Origin of the sequence: Vibrio sp. LQ2 (assembly GCF_023920125.1) — a bacterium.
In the GTDB taxonomy this organism is placed as follows: Bacteria; Pseudomonadota; Gammaproteobacteria; order Enterobacterales; family Vibrionaceae; genus Vibrio; species Vibrio fluvialis.
Map to the genome: position 1 here is coordinate 1,908,543 of NZ_CP085308.1, position 19,077 is coordinate 1,927,619.

The 19,077-nt window shown below is 51.4% G+C and carries 16 protein-coding genes; 9 read left to right on the forward strand and 7 right to left on the reverse strand.

Annotation, left to right across the window (positions count from 1 at the left end; all coding sequences use genetic code 11):
• Nucleotides 1-136: 136 nt before the first annotated feature.
• Together LGV68_RS08960 and LGV68_RS08965 are read right to left on the reverse strand one after the other, a co-directional pair.
• Nucleotides 137-1,486: a magnesium transporter gene (locus LGV68_RS08960; RefSeq protein WP_020329038.1), complete on the reverse strand. Its 1,350-nt coding sequence runs from the start codon at nt 1,484-1,486 to the stop codon at nt 137-139.
• The gene (locus LGV68_RS08965) at nt 1,483-2,058 is read right to left on the reverse strand and encodes a mechanosensitive ion channel domain-containing protein (RefSeq protein WP_020329039.1); all 576 of its coding nucleotides are present in this window, start codon (nt 2,056-2,058) and stop codon (nt 1,483-1,485) included. The genes LGV68_RS08960 and LGV68_RS08965 overlap by 4 nt, the downstream gene beginning before the upstream one ends.
• 321 nt (nt 2,059-2,379) lie before the next feature.
• On the opposite strand from LGV68_RS08965, the gene LGV68_RS08970 reads away from it, so the two are divergent.
• Nucleotides 2,380-4,737, forward strand: a complete 2,358-nt coding sequence (locus LGV68_RS08970; protein ID WP_252536575.1) for a methyl-accepting chemotaxis protein — start codon at nt 2,380-2,382, stop codon at nt 4,735-4,737.
• Between the two features lie 20 nt (nt 4,738-4,757).
• On the opposite strand, the gene LGV68_RS08975 is transcribed toward LGV68_RS08970, so the two are convergent.
• The 4 genes from LGV68_RS08975 to proV form a co-directional block, all read right to left on the reverse strand.
• Nucleotides 4,758-5,246, reverse strand: coding sequence for a MarR family transcriptional regulator (locus LGV68_RS08975; protein WP_020329041.1), 489 nt, complete (start codon nt 5,244-5,246; stop codon nt 4,758-4,760).
• A 61-nt stretch (nt 5,247-5,307) separates the two neighbouring features.
• Complete coding sequence (gene proX / locus LGV68_RS08980) at nt 5,308-6,312, reverse strand: glycine betaine/L-proline ABC transporter substrate-binding protein ProX (RefSeq protein WP_020429402.1); 1,005 nt, start codon at nt 6,310-6,312, stop codon at nt 5,308-5,310.
• Nucleotides 6,309-7,415, reverse strand: coding sequence for a glycine betaine/L-proline ABC transporter permease ProW (gene proW, locus LGV68_RS08985; protein WP_061055415.1), 1,107 nt, complete (start codon nt 7,413-7,415; stop codon nt 6,309-6,311). Before proW ends, proX begins: the two co-directional genes overlap by 4 nt.
• A 52-nt stretch (nt 7,416-7,467) precedes the next feature.
• Nucleotides 7,468-8,655 (reverse strand): glycine betaine/L-proline ABC transporter ATP-binding protein ProV, encoded by a 1,188-nt coding sequence (gene proV, locus LGV68_RS08990; protein WP_055452186.1) that lies wholly within the window; start codon nt 8,653-8,655, stop codon nt 7,468-7,470.
• Nucleotides 8,656-8,961: 306 nt separating this feature from the next.
• On the opposite strand from proV, the gene LGV68_RS08995 reads away from it, so the two are divergent.
• The 3 genes from LGV68_RS08995 (at nt 8,962) to speB (ending at nt 12,813) form a co-directional block, all read left to right on the forward strand.
• Nucleotides 8,962-9,798, forward strand: coding sequence for a hypothetical protein (locus tag LGV68_RS08995; RefSeq protein ID WP_225869410.1), 837 nt, complete (start codon nt 8,962-8,964; stop codon nt 9,796-9,798).
• Nucleotides 9,799-9,975: 177 nt separating this feature from the next.
• Nucleotides 9,976-11,886: an arginine decarboxylase gene (gene speA, locus LGV68_RS09000; protein ID WP_185961624.1), complete on the forward strand. Its 1,911-nt coding sequence runs from the start codon at nt 9,976-9,978 to the stop codon at nt 11,884-11,886.
• Nucleotides 11,887-12,813: an agmatinase gene (gene speB / locus LGV68_RS09005; protein ID WP_020329047.1), complete on the forward strand. Its 927-nt coding sequence runs from the start codon at nt 11,887-11,889 to the stop codon at nt 12,811-12,813.
• A 73-nt stretch (nt 12,814-12,886) separates the two neighbouring features.
• Here the strand turns inward: speB and LGV68_RS09010 are convergent, their stop codons facing one another.
• A complete protein-coding gene (locus LGV68_RS09010; protein WP_172566452.1) occupies nt 12,887-13,354 on the reverse strand; it encodes an Lrp/AsnC family transcriptional regulator in 468 nt (155 codons plus the stop codon).
• 151 nt (nt 13,355-13,505) lie between these two features.
• On the opposite strand from LGV68_RS09010, the gene LGV68_RS09015 reads away from it, so the two are divergent.
• The 5 genes from LGV68_RS09015 (at nt 13,506) to LGV68_RS09035 (ending at nt 19,018) form a co-directional block, all read left to right on the forward strand.
• Entirely contained in the window at nt 13,506-14,735 is a 1,230-nt protein-coding gene (locus LGV68_RS09015; protein WP_252536577.1) for an aminotransferase class I/II-fold pyridoxal phosphate-dependent enzyme, read from the forward strand.
• 182 nt (nt 14,736-14,917) lie between these two features.
• Nucleotides 14,918-15,727, forward strand: a complete 810-nt coding sequence (locus LGV68_RS09020; RefSeq protein WP_252536579.1) for a transporter substrate-binding domain-containing protein — start codon at nt 14,918-14,920, stop codon at nt 15,725-15,727.
• An 89-nt stretch (nt 15,728-15,816) separates the two neighbouring features.
• Entirely contained in the window at nt 15,817-16,761 is a 945-nt protein-coding gene (locus tag LGV68_RS09025; RefSeq protein ID WP_252536745.1) for an amino acid ABC transporter permease, read from the forward strand.
• A gap of 19 nt (nt 16,762-16,780) precedes the next feature.
• Entirely contained in the window at nt 16,781-17,506 is a 726-nt protein-coding gene (locus tag LGV68_RS09030) for an amino acid ABC transporter ATP-binding protein (protein ID WP_020329052.1), read from the forward strand.
• A 339-nt stretch (nt 17,507-17,845) separates the two neighbouring features.
• The gene (locus LGV68_RS09035) at nt 17,846-19,018 is read left to right on the forward strand and encodes a D-alanyl-D-alanine carboxypeptidase family protein (RefSeq protein WP_055452182.1); all 1,173 of its coding nucleotides are present in this window, start codon (nt 17,846-17,848) and stop codon (nt 19,016-19,018) included.
• Nucleotides 19,019-19,077: the final 59 nt, after the last annotated feature.

The window sequence follows — 19,077 nt, forward strand, 5'->3', positions numbered from 1 at the left end:
ACCATATAAATAGGGTGAAAAAATCGAACTTCAAGAGGGAAAAAATAAATTTTTTAAAATTTTTTTTGCCTGAATGCCTAGTGAAGGACGGAAGAAGGGCAGATGAAAGCACGCCCCGCGAAGCAGGGCGTCAGGATTACAGCATGACCAGACTGGCGGTACCGAGGAAGGCGAAAAAGCCAACCACATCGGTCACGGTTGTCAGGATAACCGAACCGGCTAAAGCCGGGTCGAGCTTAAACTTATCGAGGATGATAGGGATCAGCACGCCAAACAGCGCGGCGGTAATGATGTTCACCACGATGGCCAGCGAGATGGTGAAGCCAATCAGGGTGGATTGGAACCAAAGACCGGCCACTCCGCCGATGATCAGCGCCCACAACACTCCGTTGATGGCACCGATGCCCACCTCGTTTTTCAACAGCGCAAAGCGGTTACCTGTGGTGACCTGATTGAGCGCCATGGCGCGAACCATCAGTGTCAGTGTTTGGCTGCCGGCAATACCGCCCATTGAAGCCACGATGGGCATCAACACTGCCAGTGCAACCACTTGGGAAATGACGTTCTCAAACAGACCGATGGTCATCGACGCCAGAATCGCCGTCAGCAGATTGATCCCGAGCCACACGCCGCGGCGCTTGGAACTGCGTACAATCGGCGCGAACAGGTCGTCGCCTTCATCCATACCGGTACCGGCCATTAAACGCGATTCGTAGATTTCACGCTGGGTGCCCAAAGCAAACTGCCAGTCGATTTCGCCAATGAGCGTGTCATCGTCGTTCACTACAGGCACCACAGGCAAGCTCGCGTGTTCCAGCGCTTCTACCGCATCGGAAAGTGATTGATGGGCGTTAATCAGCACCAAATCTTCTTTCTTCAGCTCTTTAAGCTGAGTTGTGCCTTCGGCTTGCAGAATATCCGTAAAAGCGACCACACCGCGGAATTTCTTCGCCTTGTTGATGAGGTAGATGTACTGCGGCGATTCGAGGTGATATTTGTCGAGCAGGATCTTGGCGCGATTCACGCTGATACTGAACGGCAGGGTATACAGCTTACGATCTGCCCAGTGGCCGATTTCGTTATCTTCAAACTCATTGGCCTGGTCGTAAAGTTCCAACTCGTCGCGGCTGATTAAGCGCAGCGCTTCACTGACAATCTCATCTGGCAGCGAGTCTTCCCACTCAATCAGCGACAGGTTGTCCAGTTTCGCCAGCGTCAGCTTCAGCTCAATTTCGGACAGCGCTTTGATGATCGACACACGCACATCGGCACGCATTTCGGTCAGCACGTCAATGTGCATTTCCAGCGGCAGGCTGCGCCACATGCGGACACGATCATCGACCGGGAACGCTTCCAGAATCAGCGCCAGTGAACCTTCATCCAGACCGTTGTCAACCATTTCGCCCAGCAGCGAGACCTGCTGGGCATCATCTTCCGCTTTCGCGAGCGCTTCGATTTGTTGGGATAAGTCCTGATACTCGCTCAACGTTTAACTCCAATTGGTAACTGTTTTTTCTCGGGTTTCTTCACGGCTTTTCCCGGGGCTTTGTTAAGCACAATCACCGGACGGACAATAAACAGGTTATTGGGGTAAAGAATGCGGTTGCCATCGACCGTTTCCAGAACCACGTTCAGAAACGTCATGTCGGTAATTCTGCCTTCGACAAAGTTGGCGCCATCCACCACGCGTACCCACAAACCGATTCGGCAGTAATTCTGCACGAAGAGGGTGAAAAACGAGGTGACATTGCTCAGCAGAGACCAACTGGCAAATAAGCCGACGCCCAGCAGTGCAAAAATGGAGGAACCGACCACCAATAACCCACGTAATTCAATGCCCCACAAGATCATAATGGCCATCAGCAGCATGATGAACAGCGCGGTTTTGATCAGCCAACGCGCCCGTTTGACGCGGTGCACATCGTCGCGGCCAATCACGGTCTTTTCAAACACACGAAGAGTGACCTTAGCCGCTTTAGGATAGATGAGCAGAATCAGCAGCGTTAACAGCCACTGATAATAATCTTGCATGACATTGAGTAAGGCGATGTAGTCCATAGCACATTGAGAAACAGGGTTTTGTTCAAAATAACTGAACTGTGATGAATTACAACCGTATTTCTGTGACAAAAAAGGCAAGCGCTGCTTTCCGCAGCAGCCTGATTACAAAATGGTTTACTCTGGAATCAGCTCTTCGTCTTAAGGCTCTTTTAAACGCACAACCTTGGTGCGATATCGATAGGATTAATAATAATTAGAACGAAGCAATCAAGTTCATATGTGATAAGTGTCACTAAACCATCGCCTGCTCTGCCTGCGCGGAGTGAATTGGGCTAAACCTTAGCATGAGCGGGAATCGATCATGCAAGGGATGGACGGATGAAATTAGGCAGCAAAATGTTTATCAGCTATGTGGTGGTGGCGGTAGTGTTTACCGCGGTGAGTTGCATCGCATTGGGATGGTTGGTGTATAAAGACGCCTCAGAAGCATTGGCTACCTCCGCGAAAGAGCGTCTGGTTATTTCTCGTAATGAATCGGCCTCGCAGATTGAGCGTTATTTCGATACGGTCGCCTCACAGGCGCAGAATATGTCTCACGATCTGAGTATTCTGGCGGCAGTGAAAGGTTTTACTCAAGCCTTTATGGATTATCCCGTCCGTTCTGATGACAACGAAGCGCTGCGTAACTACTACCTCAATGAATTCGCGGGGCGTTACCACGACATCAACACCATCGACAGCATCAGCGCAGACAACTTGTTTGGCAAGGTGTCTGACCGTGCCAAAACGCTGCAAAACCAGTATATCGCACTCAACCCCAATCCTCTGGGCAGTAAAGATAAGCTGGTTTCAGGCGAGCAGGGCGGTGAGTACGATGCGCTGCATCAAACCTATCATCCCTATTTCACCGATTTTATTAAGAACTTTGGTTTTTACGACGTATTCCTGGTCGATGCGAAAAGCGGTTATGTGGTTTACAGCGCCTACAAAGAACTCGATTTCGCGACGTCACTTAAATCAGGCCCTTATAAAGACAGCGGCCTGGCGGATGCTTACCGCGGCGCAATGAAGCTCACTTCCGGCAGTTTCTTCACCGATTTCAAACCTTACACTCCTTCTTACGAAGCGCAGGCTGCGTTTGTCAGCGCGCCAATTCGTGATAACGGTGAAACCGTCGGTGTGTTGATCATGCAGATGCCGCTTGATGTGATTAACGGCATCATGACCCACAGCCAGAATTGGAAAAAGTCAGGTTTAGGTGAGTCGGGCGAAACCTATCTTGTGGGGAGTGATAAGCTGATGCGCTCTAATTCCCGCTTTGTGCTGGAAGATAAAGCGGGTTATCTGGCGCTGATGAAAGAGTTGGGCACCGATAGCGCGACACTGGCCAAAATGGACGCGCTCTCGACGTCGATTGGTTTGCAGTCCGTGAATTCGGACGCGGTGGCGAGAGGTTTAGCCGGCGAAACAGGCTTTGAACTGATACGAGATTACCGCAATATTCCGGTGCTTTCAGCTTACATGCCGCTGAATCTGCACGGTTTGCAGTGGGTACTGCTTAGTGAAATTGATGAGTCGGAAGCGATGGCGTTTCTGACCACGCTGAAGTTGCACATCAAAAACTCGGTGCTGTTTATGCTGCTGCCCGCCATCCTGATTGGTCTTGGCATCGGCTGGATGATGTCGCGTTCGATTCTCGCTCCGCTCAATCACATGCTGCAAGCGGTTAAACAGCTGGGTTCGGGATCGGGCGATTTACGTTACCGACTGGAAGAGAAAGGTAACGATGAAGTGACGGAGCTGTCGCGCAGCTTTAACGCTTTTATCGATCACCTGGATGCCACGTTCTCGACGTTGCTTGGTTCGATAAAACGTATGGAGCCGATGTCGCAGGATGTGAACGATGTCAACGTGAAGCTGACCAAGGCGTCAAACTCGATGCATCATCAGTCGCAGCAGGTGCAGGATCAGATGACGCATTCTGCGGAAATCAGCCAACTGGTGAGTGGCGAACTGGAAGGGATTCAGCAGGCATCAGGGGCGACGGTGAAAGTACTGGGTTCCGGACGTGCATCGGTGGTTGAAACGGTGTCGCAAATGGATCAGCTCAGCAGCGATTTGTCGCTGGTGGCGCAGGCGGTAAGTAACCTCACTGTCGATGCAGAGAAAATTCGTCAGGTGATTGTGGTGATCAACGACATCGCCGAACAAACCAACCTGCTGGCGCTCAATGCTGCCATCGAAGCGGCGCGCGCTGGTGAACAGGGCCGCGGTTTCGCTGTGGTGGCCGATGAAGTACGCAATCTGTCGGTCAAAACCCGCGCCTCGACCGACAGCGTCAGTGAACTGATTGGTGCCATCCGCACCAGTACTCAACGGGTTGAGAATGTGATGAGCGACAGTCTTGAATCGGCGACCGCGTGTGCTGAACGAGTCAACAACGCGCAGGATACTTGGCACCAGGTTGAAGAGGCGATTGCTAATATCTCATTGCATGTCGAGAAGATTGGCGGCGCGATCAGCGAGCAGGATCAGCAGTTGAATGTCGTCTCCAGTCACTTCTCGCACATGGATCAACAGTTCGATGTGATCCAGCAAGCAATAGAAGAGAGTGCGCTGATTGGGGAAGATATCGACAAGATGGGCACCAAGTTACAGTCATTCGCCAGCCTGTTCCAGGTGACGAACGACGACTTTGCTACTGCGCGCCGTGCAAAAGTGCGTAACGAAGGATAAGGTTCCTTATTCGCACTGTGTCAGGAGAGGTTGAACGGTTCCGTGTCGATAGCCAGTAGTAGCGGCTCGACCGCAACGTCAGCCTCCGGCGCATTCATCATGCGTGACAGGCGTTGCAGTGACGACAGCAGCAGCGTCTGCTCCCAGGCATCCAGCGCTTGAAATCGTTGAACAAAATCATCCTGCAACAATTGCGGTGCTTGTGACAAAATCTGTGCTCCCAAAGCCGTCAGTTTGGCGTGCACTTTACGTTTGTCGATGGTGTCACGCTCACGCACAACCAGTTCGCGTTTTTCCAAGCGATCGAGAATGCTGGTGGCCGTTGCCTGACTCATGTTGGTGGCGACGGACAGTTGGCGAATTGTCATGCTTGGCGCGGCTTTGATGGCTCTCATGAGCAGCAACTGCGGGCTGGTAAGACCATAATCTTTGTTGAGCTTTTTAGAATGCAGATCGATGGCGCGAATGATCTGGCGAATTGAGACTAATACTTCCTCGTGAATATCCAAGTCATCCTCCGTGCGGAAAATGAGGCGGCGTGTTTGCAGCACACCGCCTTATCCGTAGTTATTATTGGGCGGCTTGTTTTGCAGTGGCGATCCAGGAATCAAACAGTTTCTGGTGCGCTTTGATCCAGCCGTTGGCATGCGCCTCGATGTCTTTTTCAGAGTTGTGTCCCTGACTCATCATCATATTTTCGGCACTGACATCATTGATGTTGAGTTTCATGATTTCAAACAGTTTGGCCGCGGCCGGGTTTTGCTCAGCAAATTGTTTGTTGGCGACGATTTTCATCGAGTTCATCTGGAAGCCATAGTTTTTGCCGTTTGGCAGCGTGGTATCGACATCTTTACGATCGCCCGGTAACGCTGAGAATGGCACTTCCAGCCACACCACATCTTTACCCGGAACTAAAACGCCACTTACCCAGTAAGGTGTCCAGGTGTAGTACAAAATGGAGTCGCCTTTTTTGTAGCGCGAGATGGTATCAGCGATGATCGCCGCGTAGTTACCCTGATTGTGGGTGACAGTGTCACGCAGGCCAAAAGCATCCATCTGATGTTCAATCACGCTTTCACAACCCCACCCTGGGTTACAACCGGTCAAATCGGCTTTGCCATCGTCGTTGGCATCAAACAGTTTGGCGATTTTAGGATCTTTCAACTGCTCAATATTGGTGATGTGATACTTATCGGCGGTCTTTTTATCAATCAGATAACCCTGCGCGGCACCGGAAATGTAATCCCCTTTGCGATAGAACTTGTCGTCACCGCCGGCGGCGATGTACTTGCCTTCATGCAGCGGCGCCCAGTTCACGGCCAGATAAGTGGCATCTCCCTCGCTGATGGAGGTGTAGCCCACGTTGTAGTCGACTTCTTTGGTGGGTAGTACGGTGTAACCTAGCGCTTCCATCGCTTTGTTGACGATCAGCGTTTGGAACGTCTCTTCAGCCACTGTCGACTGAACAGGTTGCACTGTAATACCGTCACCTGGCAACTTGGCCCAAGCGGGGGCTGAGAGCGTTGCACCTGCCACAAGTCCTGTGGTGAGCATCGTCTTCCATGCTACGTTCATTTCTGTTCTCCTAGTTTTTTATTACCTTCGGTGTGTGTGAACTTCAGTTTCAGTTGATACACGAGTGAGGCGGGGCCTTTCTCGTACCAATGGGTTTTCTTATCTCGGCTATTCGCGCCGATGGTCTGAGTAATGCGGTCAAGCAGAATAGCTAAAATCACGATGCCCAAACCACCCACGGCGGCAAGTCCCATATCCAGTCGGCCAATGCCGCGCAGCACCATCTGACCTAAACCGCCTACGGCGATCATTGAAGCAATCACCACCATCGACAGTGACAACATCAGTGTCTGGTTGACGCCCGCCATAATGGTTGGCATCGCCAGCGGTAATTGAATGCGGTACAGCATCTGTTTCGGACTGGCGCCAAATGCGTGGCCTGCTTCGATCAGTTCTTCCGGCACCTGCTGGATCCCCAAAATGGTCAGGCGCACAATCGGTGGCAGAGCGAAGATGATGGTCACTACCACGCCCGGTACATTACCGATACCAAACAACATGACGATAGGCACCAAGTAAACGAAGGCTGGGGTGGTTTGCATCGCATCGAGTATGGGTCTGACAATTTTGGCGGCGGTATCACTGCGCGCCAGCCAGATGCCGAGTGGCAAACCGATGAGCAGACAGAAAAAGACCGACGTCATCACCAGTGCCAGTGTGACCATGGCTTGGTCCCAGGCACCAATCAGGCCTATCACCAGCAACGAGCAAAATGACGCAATCCCCATGCGCGACCCCGCCAGTTGCCAGGCGAGCAAAAAGAGGATCAGCAGCATGATCGGGGCTGGCGTAGAGACCAGTGCGGTCTGAAATGAGCTGAGAATGAAATCGATCGGTAAGCGAATCGCCTGAAACACCGGGCGACCGTGGGTCACCAGCCAGTTGAGAGCGGTTTCCACCCAGCTATCAAAGGGCAGAATGGCGTCTTTGAAGGGGTGCATCCAATCAAAAGGGACGTCCGTTGGTGCGGTGTTGAGCCAGTCGTTGCCGGCGGTTGCCGCATCGCTACCTGTTGACCAAGGGTCGGCCGTGGTTGTCGTTTGTGCTGCAGCGCCCCACGGGTCTGCGGGTTGCGCCGCTGAAACCGTTGTTTCCGTTGTCATGATTCTTTCCTGTTTTCCAATAGGGTTTAACTACGCGCTTTCTGAGCGGTGGTTATTCGCGATCGAGTGTTTGTAACAAGCGGGTCTTAGTGATCACGCCGTAGTAGCGTCCATCGTCGTCGACGACGGGTACGGAATACGGCACTTGTGCGACCTGGCCAATTAAATCTCCGACCGAAACGTCGGGCGAGATGGTGACGGTGTCTGCCAGCAGAGCGCTACTCAGGGAGCGTTGTTCGCGTTTTGCCTCTTTGAGTGACTCGAGCGAGACAATACCGGTGTATTTGTTGGCGCGATCCACCACGATGCCGAACTCACGGTCGTTATCGAGCAGCATTTGCATAGCGGCTGCCGGACCGTCGTTGTCGTGCTTTTTGAACACGGCGGCGGGGTTCTTGCGGGCAATGTCTTTGGCGCAAAACACACTGGCGACATTCACGCCACGGAAGAAAGAGCTGACGTAGTCATTGGCGGGCTGATGCAGGATTTCATCGGGTGTGCCGACCTGAACCACCACACCATCTTGCATGATCGCAATCCGATCGCCGATGCGCATTGCTTCGTCCAAATCGTGGGAGATGAACACGATGGTCCGTTTGTCGTCATTTTGCAGACGAATCAGTTCATCCTGCATTTCGGTTCGAATTAGCGGGTCGAGGGCGGAGAAAGCCTCGTCCATCAGCAAAATGTCCGGATCGTTAGTCAGCGCACGCGCCAGACCGACCCGCTGTTTCATCCCGCCGGACAACTCGTCCGGATACGATTCGCAATAGGCATCAAGGCCAACGCGCTCCAGCGCCGCTTTTGCCGCCTGATGACGTTGCGCTTCCGGCACACCAGCCAGTTCCAGACCAAACGCAGTGTTTTCAATCACGGTCATGTGCGGCATCAGCGCAAAGTTCTGAAACACCATCGAAATGTTTTGACGACGAACTTCTCGCAGCTCGTGATCGGAGATATGGGCGATATCGCTGCCTTTGAGCAGAACGCTGCCTCGGGTAGGCTCGATAAGACGATTGAGCAGCCGCACCAGAGTCGATTTTCCTGAGCCGGACAGACCCATGATGACGAAGATTTCCCCTTCGTTGATCGACAGTGATACGTCTTTAACCCCCACGGTCAGGCCGGTTTGCTCAAAAATCTGATCTTTATTGAGCCCTTGTTCGATGAGAGTAAAGGCGTCCTCGGGTGTCTCTCCAAACACTTTAAAGAGGTTCTTCACTTCAAGCATAGTTGACATCATTTACATCCTTTGTTGTCGTCTAATTGTTGAGACGATAAATTGTAAATATTAATAGTACACTAAACATTAATCTGGCGATTATCAAGCTGCTATTACCGTTATCTATAGCGAATTTATGATTAATTTGTTGATTTTAATGAAAAATAAAAATAGCAAAAAATCCACATATAATTTGAGTTAGAATGTTTCGTATTGGTTTTAATATGGCAAGGCGAATTAGAAATACGTTGCCGTTGAGAAGAGACAAAAGAGGAGTGATACGTGCAGAAAATTTGGTTGGTAGTCGGAGGTTTGCTGACGATAGTGGCGGCAAATGTATGGGCGGCGTCGGAATCGCAAGGCGCAGATAAAACGCCGGCGTATTCAGAAACGGCGGTGCTCGATCGCCCTTTGATGGAGCGCTACATATTAGATGAATTGAAATCATTGCGTCAGGACCAACAAGACCTTGAGCGCAGAGTCACGGTGCAGATCACGGACCGTGAACTTGCGGTAGCGGACAAATCGATGAACTACGCCAACGTGACGGTCACCTATTTCTTCTACATCATTGCTGGCGTCGCGTCGTTGGTTGCGCTGGTGGGGTGGCAATCGCTGCGCGAGGTCAAACACAACACGCGTGAAATGGCCGACAAGCGGCTCAACAAAATTGCGATGGAATATGAGAAGAAATTTGTTGCGCTGGAGCGAGATCTGAAACGCAAGACACGCATCATCACCGAAAACAACCGCGAAATCGAAATCATCAACGAAATTCACAACTTATGGCTGCGCGCCCAAAGTGTGCAAACGGCGGATCAACGCATCGAAGTGTACGATGAAATTCTCAAAATTCGCCCGGGCGATTTGGAAGCGTTGACTTATAAAGCTGATGCGGCGATGGAAATCCGCGAGTACCACTGGGCGATGAGCCTGTGTAACCGAGTGTTGGAGCTGGATGAAAGCAATGGCCCGGCGCTGTACCAACGCGCGTGTGCGTATGCCCGCTTAGGGGCGGAAGAGCAGGCGTTGGAGGACATTCAGCGTGCGATTGATACCAGCCCGTCGCTACGTGATTTGGTTGCGGATGAAGCGGATTTTGAGTCTTTATACGGCAACAAAAAATTCGATCTTTTGGTCAGCGGTTCACAAACAGAATGAATGGTTTACACAGAAATTTGAAAAGTTATGTGTGATAACCAACACTTGTCCTAACGACAAATTATTATCATTAGACACACCCGGGGTTTTCACCGATAAAGCGCGTGACATCAAGGGTGTCAGGCGTGGTTTCGGTCCCGGAGCCACTACATTCTCTTTGTTCTTGCGAGATATGATGTGGAACAACAATCCAAATTAGACAGCGTTCGCGCTGATTACAACGTTCATTACTGGAGCCAGGGCTTCTTCGGCATTGATGATCACGGTGAAGTGTATGTGTCACCGAGAAAAGACGGTGCTCACCCAACGCAACTCAGTTCGATTGTAAAGCAGCTTGAAGCGCGTAATTTGAATTTGCCTGTGCTTGTACGTTTTCCGCAGATCCTGCACCAACGTGTGCACAACATCTGTGATGCCTTCAACCAGGCGATTGAAGAGTATGACTACCCGAACAAATATCTGTTGGTTTACCCAATCAAAGTAAACCAGCAAAAAGAAGTGGTTGACGAAATTCTGGCCAGCCAGGCTGAGTTGGAAACCAAACAGCTGGGTCTGGAAGCTGGCAGTAAGCCAGAGCTTCTGGCGGTGCTGGCGATGGCGCAGCAAGCGAGCTCAGTGATCGTATGTAACGGCTACAAAGACCGCGAATACATGCGCTTGGCACTGATCGGCGAAAAGCTGGGTCACAAAGTCTTTATCGTACTGGAGAAGCTGTCTGAGCTGGATCTGGTGCTGAAAGAAGCGAAGAGCCTCGGCGTGAAACCGCGTCTGGGTCTGCGTATTCGTCTGGCCTCTCAAGGCGCGGGCAAATGGCAGTCAAGCGGCGGCGAAAAGTCGAAATTCGGCTTGGCGGCGGCGCAGGTTCTGACGGTAATTGAACGTTTGAAAGCGGAACAACAGCTGGACGCGCTGCAACTGGTGCATTTCCATCTGGGTTCGCAAATGGCGAACATTCGCGACGTGCGTAACGGCGTGAACGAAGCGGCACGTTTCTACTGTGAACTGCGCGAACTGGGTGCTCAAATCCAATATTTCGATGTGGGCGGTGGTCTGGCGGTCGATTACGACGGCACACGCAGCCAGTCTTCGAACTCGATGAACTATGGCCTGCTGGAATACGCCCGCAACATCGTGAACACCGTGGGCGACATGTGTAACCTGTACAGTCAGCCAATGCCGACCATTATTTCTGAATCTGGCCGTTCGCTGACTGCGCACCACGCTGTGCTGATCACCAACGTGATTGGTGCCGAAGCGTACTCGCCAGAAGCGATCGAAGCGCCTGCGGAAGATGCACCACTGCTGATGCAGAACATATGGCGCAGTTGGGAAACTCTGCGTGAAGGTACCGATGCGCGCGCGTTGATTGAGATTTACAACGACACGCAAAGCGATCTGTCTGAAGCGCACAGCCTGTTTGCCACTGGCGTGATTAACCTTCAGCACCGTGCGTGGGTCGAGCAGCTATCACTGCGTATTTACCACGAGCTGCGTTTGAAAATGAGCAATAAGAACCGCTTCCACCGTCCGATTCTGGACGAGTTGCAGGATCGTCTGGCAGATAAGTTCTTCGTGAACTTCTCGCTGTTCCAGTCGCTGCCGGATGCGTGGGGTATCGATCAGGTGTTCCCTGTGCTGCCATTGTCTGGTCTGGAAAAGGTGGAAGACCGCCGTGCAGTCATGCTGGATATTACTTGTGACTCAGACGGCGCTGTTGAGCAGTACGTTGAAGGTCAGGGTATTGAAACCACGCTGCCAGTACCAGCGTGGACAAACGATCAACCATACCTGATGGGTTTCTTCCTAGTCGGCGCGTATCAGGAAATTCTGGGCGACATGCACAACCTGTTTGGCGACACGCACAGCGTCGTGGTGAACGTCACAGATAAAGGTGAATCCGATATTACTTTCATTAACGAAGGTGATACGGTCGAAGACATGATGCGTTACGTACATATTGATGTGGACGCGATTCGCACCAACTACCGCCAGCTGGTTAGCCAGCGTGTAGCGGCAGAGGAACAAGAGACCGTTCTGGCAGAGCTGGAACAGGGCTTGAGCGGTTATACCTATCTAGAGGATTTCTAAATGAATGATTTGTTTACTAAAACTGATTATTCACTGTATTCAAATGCGATGACGTTTGTGCGTCGTCCTTACGAACGCAACCCGATTGACACTGACGCCGATGTGGTGGTGCTGGGTGTGCCACTCGACATGGCGACATCAGGCCGTCCTGGTGCGCGTATGGGCCCGGACGCGATTCGTCGTGCGTCGGTGAACCTGGCGTGGGAAGGCAAAAAATTCCCTTGGGATTTTAACCTGTTCAAACGTATCAACGTGGTTGATGCGGGTGATTTGGTGTTTGACTGTGGTGACGCAGAAGATTTCACTTACCGTCTGGAAGCAGCGACGAATGAAATTCTGAAAAGCGGTAAAACCATGCTGGCTCTGGGCGGAGACCATTTTATCACTCTGCCAATCCTGCGTGCTTACGCGAAGCATCACGGTGAAATGGCGCTGATTCATTTTGACGCGCACACGGACACTTACGCGAACGGCAGTGCGTACGACCACGGCACCATGTTCTACCATGCGCCGAAAGAAGGCCTGATTTCACCAAAACACTCGGTGCAAGTCGGCATTCGTACCGAGTACAAGCAGGAAGGTCATGGCTTTAACGTGATCAATGCGATGCAGGCGAACGATATGTCGGTGGACGAAATCGTTGGTCAAATCAAACACATCGTGGGTGACAAGCCAGTCTATCTGACATTCGATATAGACTGTCTGGATCCTGCATTTGCCCCAGGTACAGGTACGCCAGTGTGTGGCGGTCTGACTTCAGACAAAATCCTGAAGATCATCCGCGGCCTGAAAGGCATCAACATGGTGGGTATGGATGTGGTAGAAGTCTCACCGCCGTACGACCAGAGCGATCTGACGTCACTGGCTGGCGCGACCATCGCACTGGAACTGTTGTATGTTTGGGCGTCGAACAAAGCCGCCGAATAAATACAACCTGAATATGAAAACCGAGGCCATCGCCTCGGTTTTTTTATGTCTGTTTATTTCTCACTGACAAGATTTAGCTAAGCGGCACGTATAAGCTTCTCTTTGGCGTATCGAGCACCACATTGGTGGTGACGCGGCGTATCTGCGGGTAAAGCGCCATGATCTCTTCCATAAAGCCATCGTAGGCTTTGGTGTTGGGGGCAGTGATCACCAGCATCAGGTCGACACTGCCCGTGACATAAAACACCTGCTGAATGTGGCTCTGCTGCTCCGCCCAGCGACGAAACTTGCTCAACACCGCATAGTTATCCCGGTCGATTTCCAGCCCGGCGAGAAAAGTCATGGCGTGCGTCGTTACTGCCGGGTCGACAATCGCCACCTCCGCCTGAATCACACCCTCTTCACGCAGTCGTTTGATGCGTCGCTGCACCGCAGACGGCGACAACCCGACCTGCTCAGCAATCAGGTCGCTGGCAAGACGGCAGTTACGCTGCATCAGCTCAAGAATTTTGTGGTCAAAGGCATCTAGGGTCGGGGTCATACTCATCCTTGCGCGGCTGAGCCGCAAATCGCGGGTGAAAACGCGGGGTTTCTGCATTCTGCTGGCTAGGATAGCCGATTTTTGTGAGTGATTGAAATTCACAATAGTTCCAGAGGTAAAGTTAAAATTTAACAAATGGAGTTGCGTAATTATGCACAAAGATGAGGCTCAGGTTTCCCGCTTCCAATCCTGCTCGCCACAGACGCAGGCTGTTCATGCGATGATTGCGGCAGACTCGTCTACCGCCGCGATTGCGCCCAATATTGTGATGTCGGTGAATCATGTGTTTGACCCGGCGCAAGGGGCGTTCTCGGCTCAAGGTGTGGGTGATATCACGGAGGCGCCATATCTCTATGCGGGGTGGACGAATCCCACGGTGCGCCTGCTGGAGCAGCGTTTGGCGGTGCTGGAGCAGACGGAAGACGCCATGGCGACGGCGACAGGCATGGCGGCGATGTCGGCGGTTTTTCTGTCCCTGTTACGCGCTGGCGATCATCTCATCATCAGTGATGTCTGCTACGCAGGCGTGTACGAGTTTGCGACTCAGGTGCTGCCTCTGTATGGCATCGAAGTGTCCGTGGTGAATACCTCGTGCACTGATAATGTGCAACGCGCCCTGCGGAAAAGCACAAAACTGGTGCACATTGAAACGCCGTGTAATCCGTTGCTGCGACTCACGGATATTGCCGCATTGGCGACACTGCTTAAAGCGCACGATGTGTTGCTGTGCGCCGATTCCACCTTCTCAACCCCGGTCATTACCCGACCACTCAGCCTCGGCGCTGACATTGTGGTTCATTCGCTGACTAAGTTCATTAATGGTCATGGTGATGTGCTGGGTGGCTGCGTACTGGGTTCTAAGTTATTGATCCAAAAGATACGGGCGATGGCTGGCGTTTACCTTGGGGCTTCGCTGGCCGCGCAAAGTGCTTGGCTCATTATGCGCGGTATGGAAACCCTGTATCCGCGGATGAAAACCTTGTGCGAATCGGCGCTTCAAGTAGCGCAGTGGCTGGAAAATCATCCCCGTGTAGCACGGGTTCTTTACCCCGGTTTGACCTCACACCCACAATTTTCTCTGGCTCAGCAACAAATGGATCTTTTTGGCGGCATTATTGCATTCCAGGTAGATGACATCGATTTGATTGAGCAGCGTTTTGCGCACGAATCGGCCATGTTTTATTACGCTTTTTCCATTGGTCATCAACGTAGTTTGGCGGTGGTGATGAGAACCGATGATCTTGATGCATCGACTTATCGATTTACTCCGGAGCAAAAAGCACATTTCTGTCGTGATGCCGGACAGGGCATCGTCAGGCTGTCAATTGGCTTGGAATCACCGACAGATTTAATCCGGGATCTCGAAGTGGCTCTCAGATAATGGTTGCATATTTATTCTAAAGTATTAGTGATAAATTCGAAAAGTTGTTGAAATGTTGCCATATTGTATCGCATTATCTGTAAGGATCTGATGTCAATCGCGTTTGCGTGACATGCAGTAATACAACATCGTATTTGTCATTGGACGAACGACAAAATAACAATTCTTACATAAGGGATAATATGAAAAACTTCATTAAATCTACTGCAGCCGGGCTGGCCATTGCTTGCTCACTACTTGGTGCCAATCAAGCGATGGCATCTGAGTCTGCGTTAGAAACCGTTCTGAGCACAGGTGAATTAAAAGTTTGTTTCGATGCGGGCTACATGCCGTTTGAAATGAAGACCAAAGACGGCCGTTACATCGGTTTCGATATCGATCTGGGTAAACACATGGCCCGTTCTATGGGCGTGAAATTCACGCCAGTGAACACGGCGTGGGACGGCATCATTCCTGCTATGTTGACAGGCAAATGTGACATCATCATGGGTGGCATGACCGTTACCGCAGAACGTAACCTGAAAGTAAACTTCGCAACGCCTTACATTGTTATCGGCCAGTCTGTTGTGTTGTCACCAAAACTGGAAGGTAAAGTGAAGAGCTACAAAGATCTGAACGATCCGAAATTCACTATCGCGACTAAACTTGGCACCACGGGTGTAGAAGCGGCGAAGAAATACGTTCCAAACGCCAAACTTGACCTGTACGACACTGAAGTGGACGCGGTACTGCAAGTGGTGAACGGCAAAGCGGATGCGTTTGTTTACGACTTCCCATACAACGCCATCTACAGCGCGCAAAACGAAGGCAAGGTGGTTCACTTGGCTGAACCGTTCACCTATGAACCGCTGGGTTGGGCGATTCGTCAAAACGATCCTAACTTCCTCAACTTCCTGGACAACTACCTACGCCAAATCAAAGGCGACGGTACTTACGATCGTATCTACGACAAGTGGTTCAAATCAGACAGCTGGCTGAAAGAAGTTCAGTAAGCTAAGCCATTTATCGTCAGGCAGTGATCTGTCATAACCGGGCAGCCCCGTTGCCCGGTTCATTCAAAAGAATAAAGAGAATCTGAGTGATGCAGTCAAAATCCTCAAAATTGGTCGGACACGCCATTTATGTGCTGATCATGATGCTGCTGGTGGGAGCGGTTTATTTCTCCGGACGCAGCATCAATTACAACTGGCACTGGGATCGTTTGTGGCCATACGTTGTTAACACCGAAATGCAGGAAATTCGTGCAATGGGTGACGGCACCGCATCGATCAAAGATGGTCAATTAGTCATTGCACTTGAAGGGCAGAATTCGCCTCAAGTTATCGAGAATTACACACAACTCATGGTGGGTGAGGGTGACCTGGTATTTCAGGGTGACACCATTGCCAAACTCAATGAATGGAAGTTCGGGCCGATTGCTCATGGCCTTTGGGTAACCATTGAAATCTCGTTTATTTCTCTGATCTTTGCCGTTTTGCTGGGCCTGGTCTTTGGCCTGATGCGGGTCGCCAAAAATCAGACCGCAAGGAATCTGGCGTTAACCTACGTTGAATTGATACGTGGCACACCGCTACTGGTGCAAATCTTCATCGTTTACTTCTTTATCGGTACGGTTCTGGATTTCGATCGCTTTACCGCGGGCGTTGTCGCGTTGTCGGTATTTACTGGCGCGTACGTGGCTGAAATCGTCCGAGCGGGTATTCAGGCGATTCCGAATGGGCAGATGGAAGCGGCGCGCTCGCTGGGTATGACTTATCCGAAAGCGATGCGTTACGTCATTTTGCCTCAGGCGCTGAAACGCACACTGCCGCCATTGGCTGGTCAGTTCATCAACCTGATCAAAGACTCGTCACTGGTATCGGTTATCTCGATCACCGATCTGACCAAAGCGGGTCGTGAAGTGGTGAGTGGCAGTTTTGCTCCGTTTGAAGTGTGGTTTACCGTCGCAGCGCTTTATTTGCTGGTGACCGGTACCCTGTCTTGGGCTATTCAACGTTTAGAGAAGAGGTTATCGGCCAGTGACTAGTGAATACAATGGCGTCGATATGGTGTACGCCAACAACGTCGACAAATTTTATCCAAACGGCTGTCATGCGCTGAAATCCGTCTCAACCACGGTTAAACGTGGCGAAGTGGTGGTGATCATCGGCCCGTCAGGCTCAGGAAAATCTACGTTTTTGCGTACGCTGAACCAGTTGGAAGAGATCTCTTCCGGCACCATCATTGTGGATGGTTTCGATATGTACGCCAAAACCACAGACATCAACGTACTGCGCCAGAACGTCGGCATGGTGTTTCAGAGTTTTAACCTGTTTCCACACATGACTGCGCTACAGAACGTGATGCTGGCACCGCTGAAAGTGTCCAAGCGTCCGACAGCCGAAGTGGAAGCGGACGCCAAGCAACTGATCAAGCGCGTCGGTCTGGAAGATCGCATGAATAACTTTCCGTCGCACTTGTCGGGTGGTCAGCAGCAACGTGTGGCGATTGCCCGCGCGCTGGCGATGAAGCCGGATCTGATGCTGTTTGATGAACCGACATCCGCGCTTGACCCGGAAATGGTGGGTGAAGTACTGGACGTTATCAAAGGACTGGCAAAAGAGGGCATGACCATGGTGATCGTGACTCACGAAATGGGCTTTGCCCGTGAAGTGGCGGATCGAGTGCTGTTTATGGAAGACGGTAAGCTATTGGTGGATGACAACCCGAAAGCGGTCTTCGACAGTCCGGATCATCCACGCTTGCAGCAGTTCCTGGCGAAAGTTTTGTAACGATTTTTTCGTGGATTACTGACAAACCGAGCCTCGACAAGGCTCGGTTTTTTGTTAAGCAAAGCACAGTTTTTGGCTCATTGCGCTGAATTTGTGTCCAGATTGGCTCATGCTTGCTGCTTGCGTTCATGGCCTTGTTACGATCATTTACACCTCTGTAAGAGTAAGTAAAGATGACGCGTGGCACTGCGCCGCTTCGCTATACTGGCACGCCCAAGTAGCTGAGCGAACTCAAGCTGTGAGCTGGCCTGAATCGGCATTATGTCGTCAGCCAGACAGGAGCAAAACGCACTACTTGGAGTTTTTGGGTTTACACTCTGTGATTCTTGGATGCGGGATATGAAAAAAACTGGATTAATTGTCGCGCTGTCCGCGACCTGTATGTCTTTACTTCCTACCATGAGTACCGCGGCGCCGGTCGTTGTTCCCAACCCACCTCAATTGTCGGCCAAAGGCTATGTGCTGATTGACTACAACACCGGACAGGTATTGGTGGAACACAACGCCAATGAAAAAATGAACCCGGCCAGCCTGACCAAACTGATGACCTCTTATGTCGCGGGTCAGGAGATGAAACGCGGCAACATCAAACCGACCGATCAAGTCACCATCAGCCAGAAAGCGTGGGCCAAGAATTTCCCCGATTCATCGAAAATGTTTATTGAGGTTGGCACCAGCGTCAACATGATGGATCTCTATCGCGGTCTGATTGTGCAGTCGGGCAACGACGCGAGTGTGGCGATTGCCGAACACGTCGCGGGCTCTGAAAATGCGTTTGTCGATTTAATGAATTCCTGGGCGCAGCGTTTAGGGCTGAGCAATACCGCGTTTACCAACCCTCATGGATTGGATAGCGACGGCCTTTACACTACGCCTTACGACATCGCGAAGCTGGCGCAAGCGATCATTCGTGATTTGCCGGACATCTATCCTATCTACAGCGAAACGTCGTTCACCTACAACGGTATTACTCAGTACAACCGCAATGGCCTATTGCGCGATCGGAGTATGAACGTTGATGGCATGAAAACCGGTTATACCAGCGGTGCGGGCTACAGTTTGGTGACGTCTGCAACCAGCGGCAATATGCGCTTGATCTCCGCCGTGATGGGAGCCAACAGCATGAAGAGCCGGGAGTCGGACAGTAAACAACTGCTGAGTTACGGATTCCGCTTCTTTGATACGGTTGCGCCGCACAAAGCGGGCGAGACCATTGAGTCGGCGCGGGTCTGGATGGGGAATAAAGATGACCTGCCGATTGGGGTCGCACAAACCACCTACCTGACTTTGATGAAAGGCGAACTGCCACAGCTGAGCGGGATGATTGAACTTGACGGTGAACTTAAAGCACCCATTGAGCAGGGTGACGTGGTCGGCAAAGTGATTTATCAGATTGACCAACGTAAAGTGGGCGAAGCGCCGTTGATTGCGCTGGAAAGTGTTGATACCGGCAGTTGGTTCAAGCAGGCAATGGATTGGGTGAAGCGTTTGTTCGCCAGCCTGTTTGCATAGCAATCTGAGAGTTAGGTAAAGACTGGCCCGCGTTTTGCGGGCCTTTTTGCTTGCGCAAT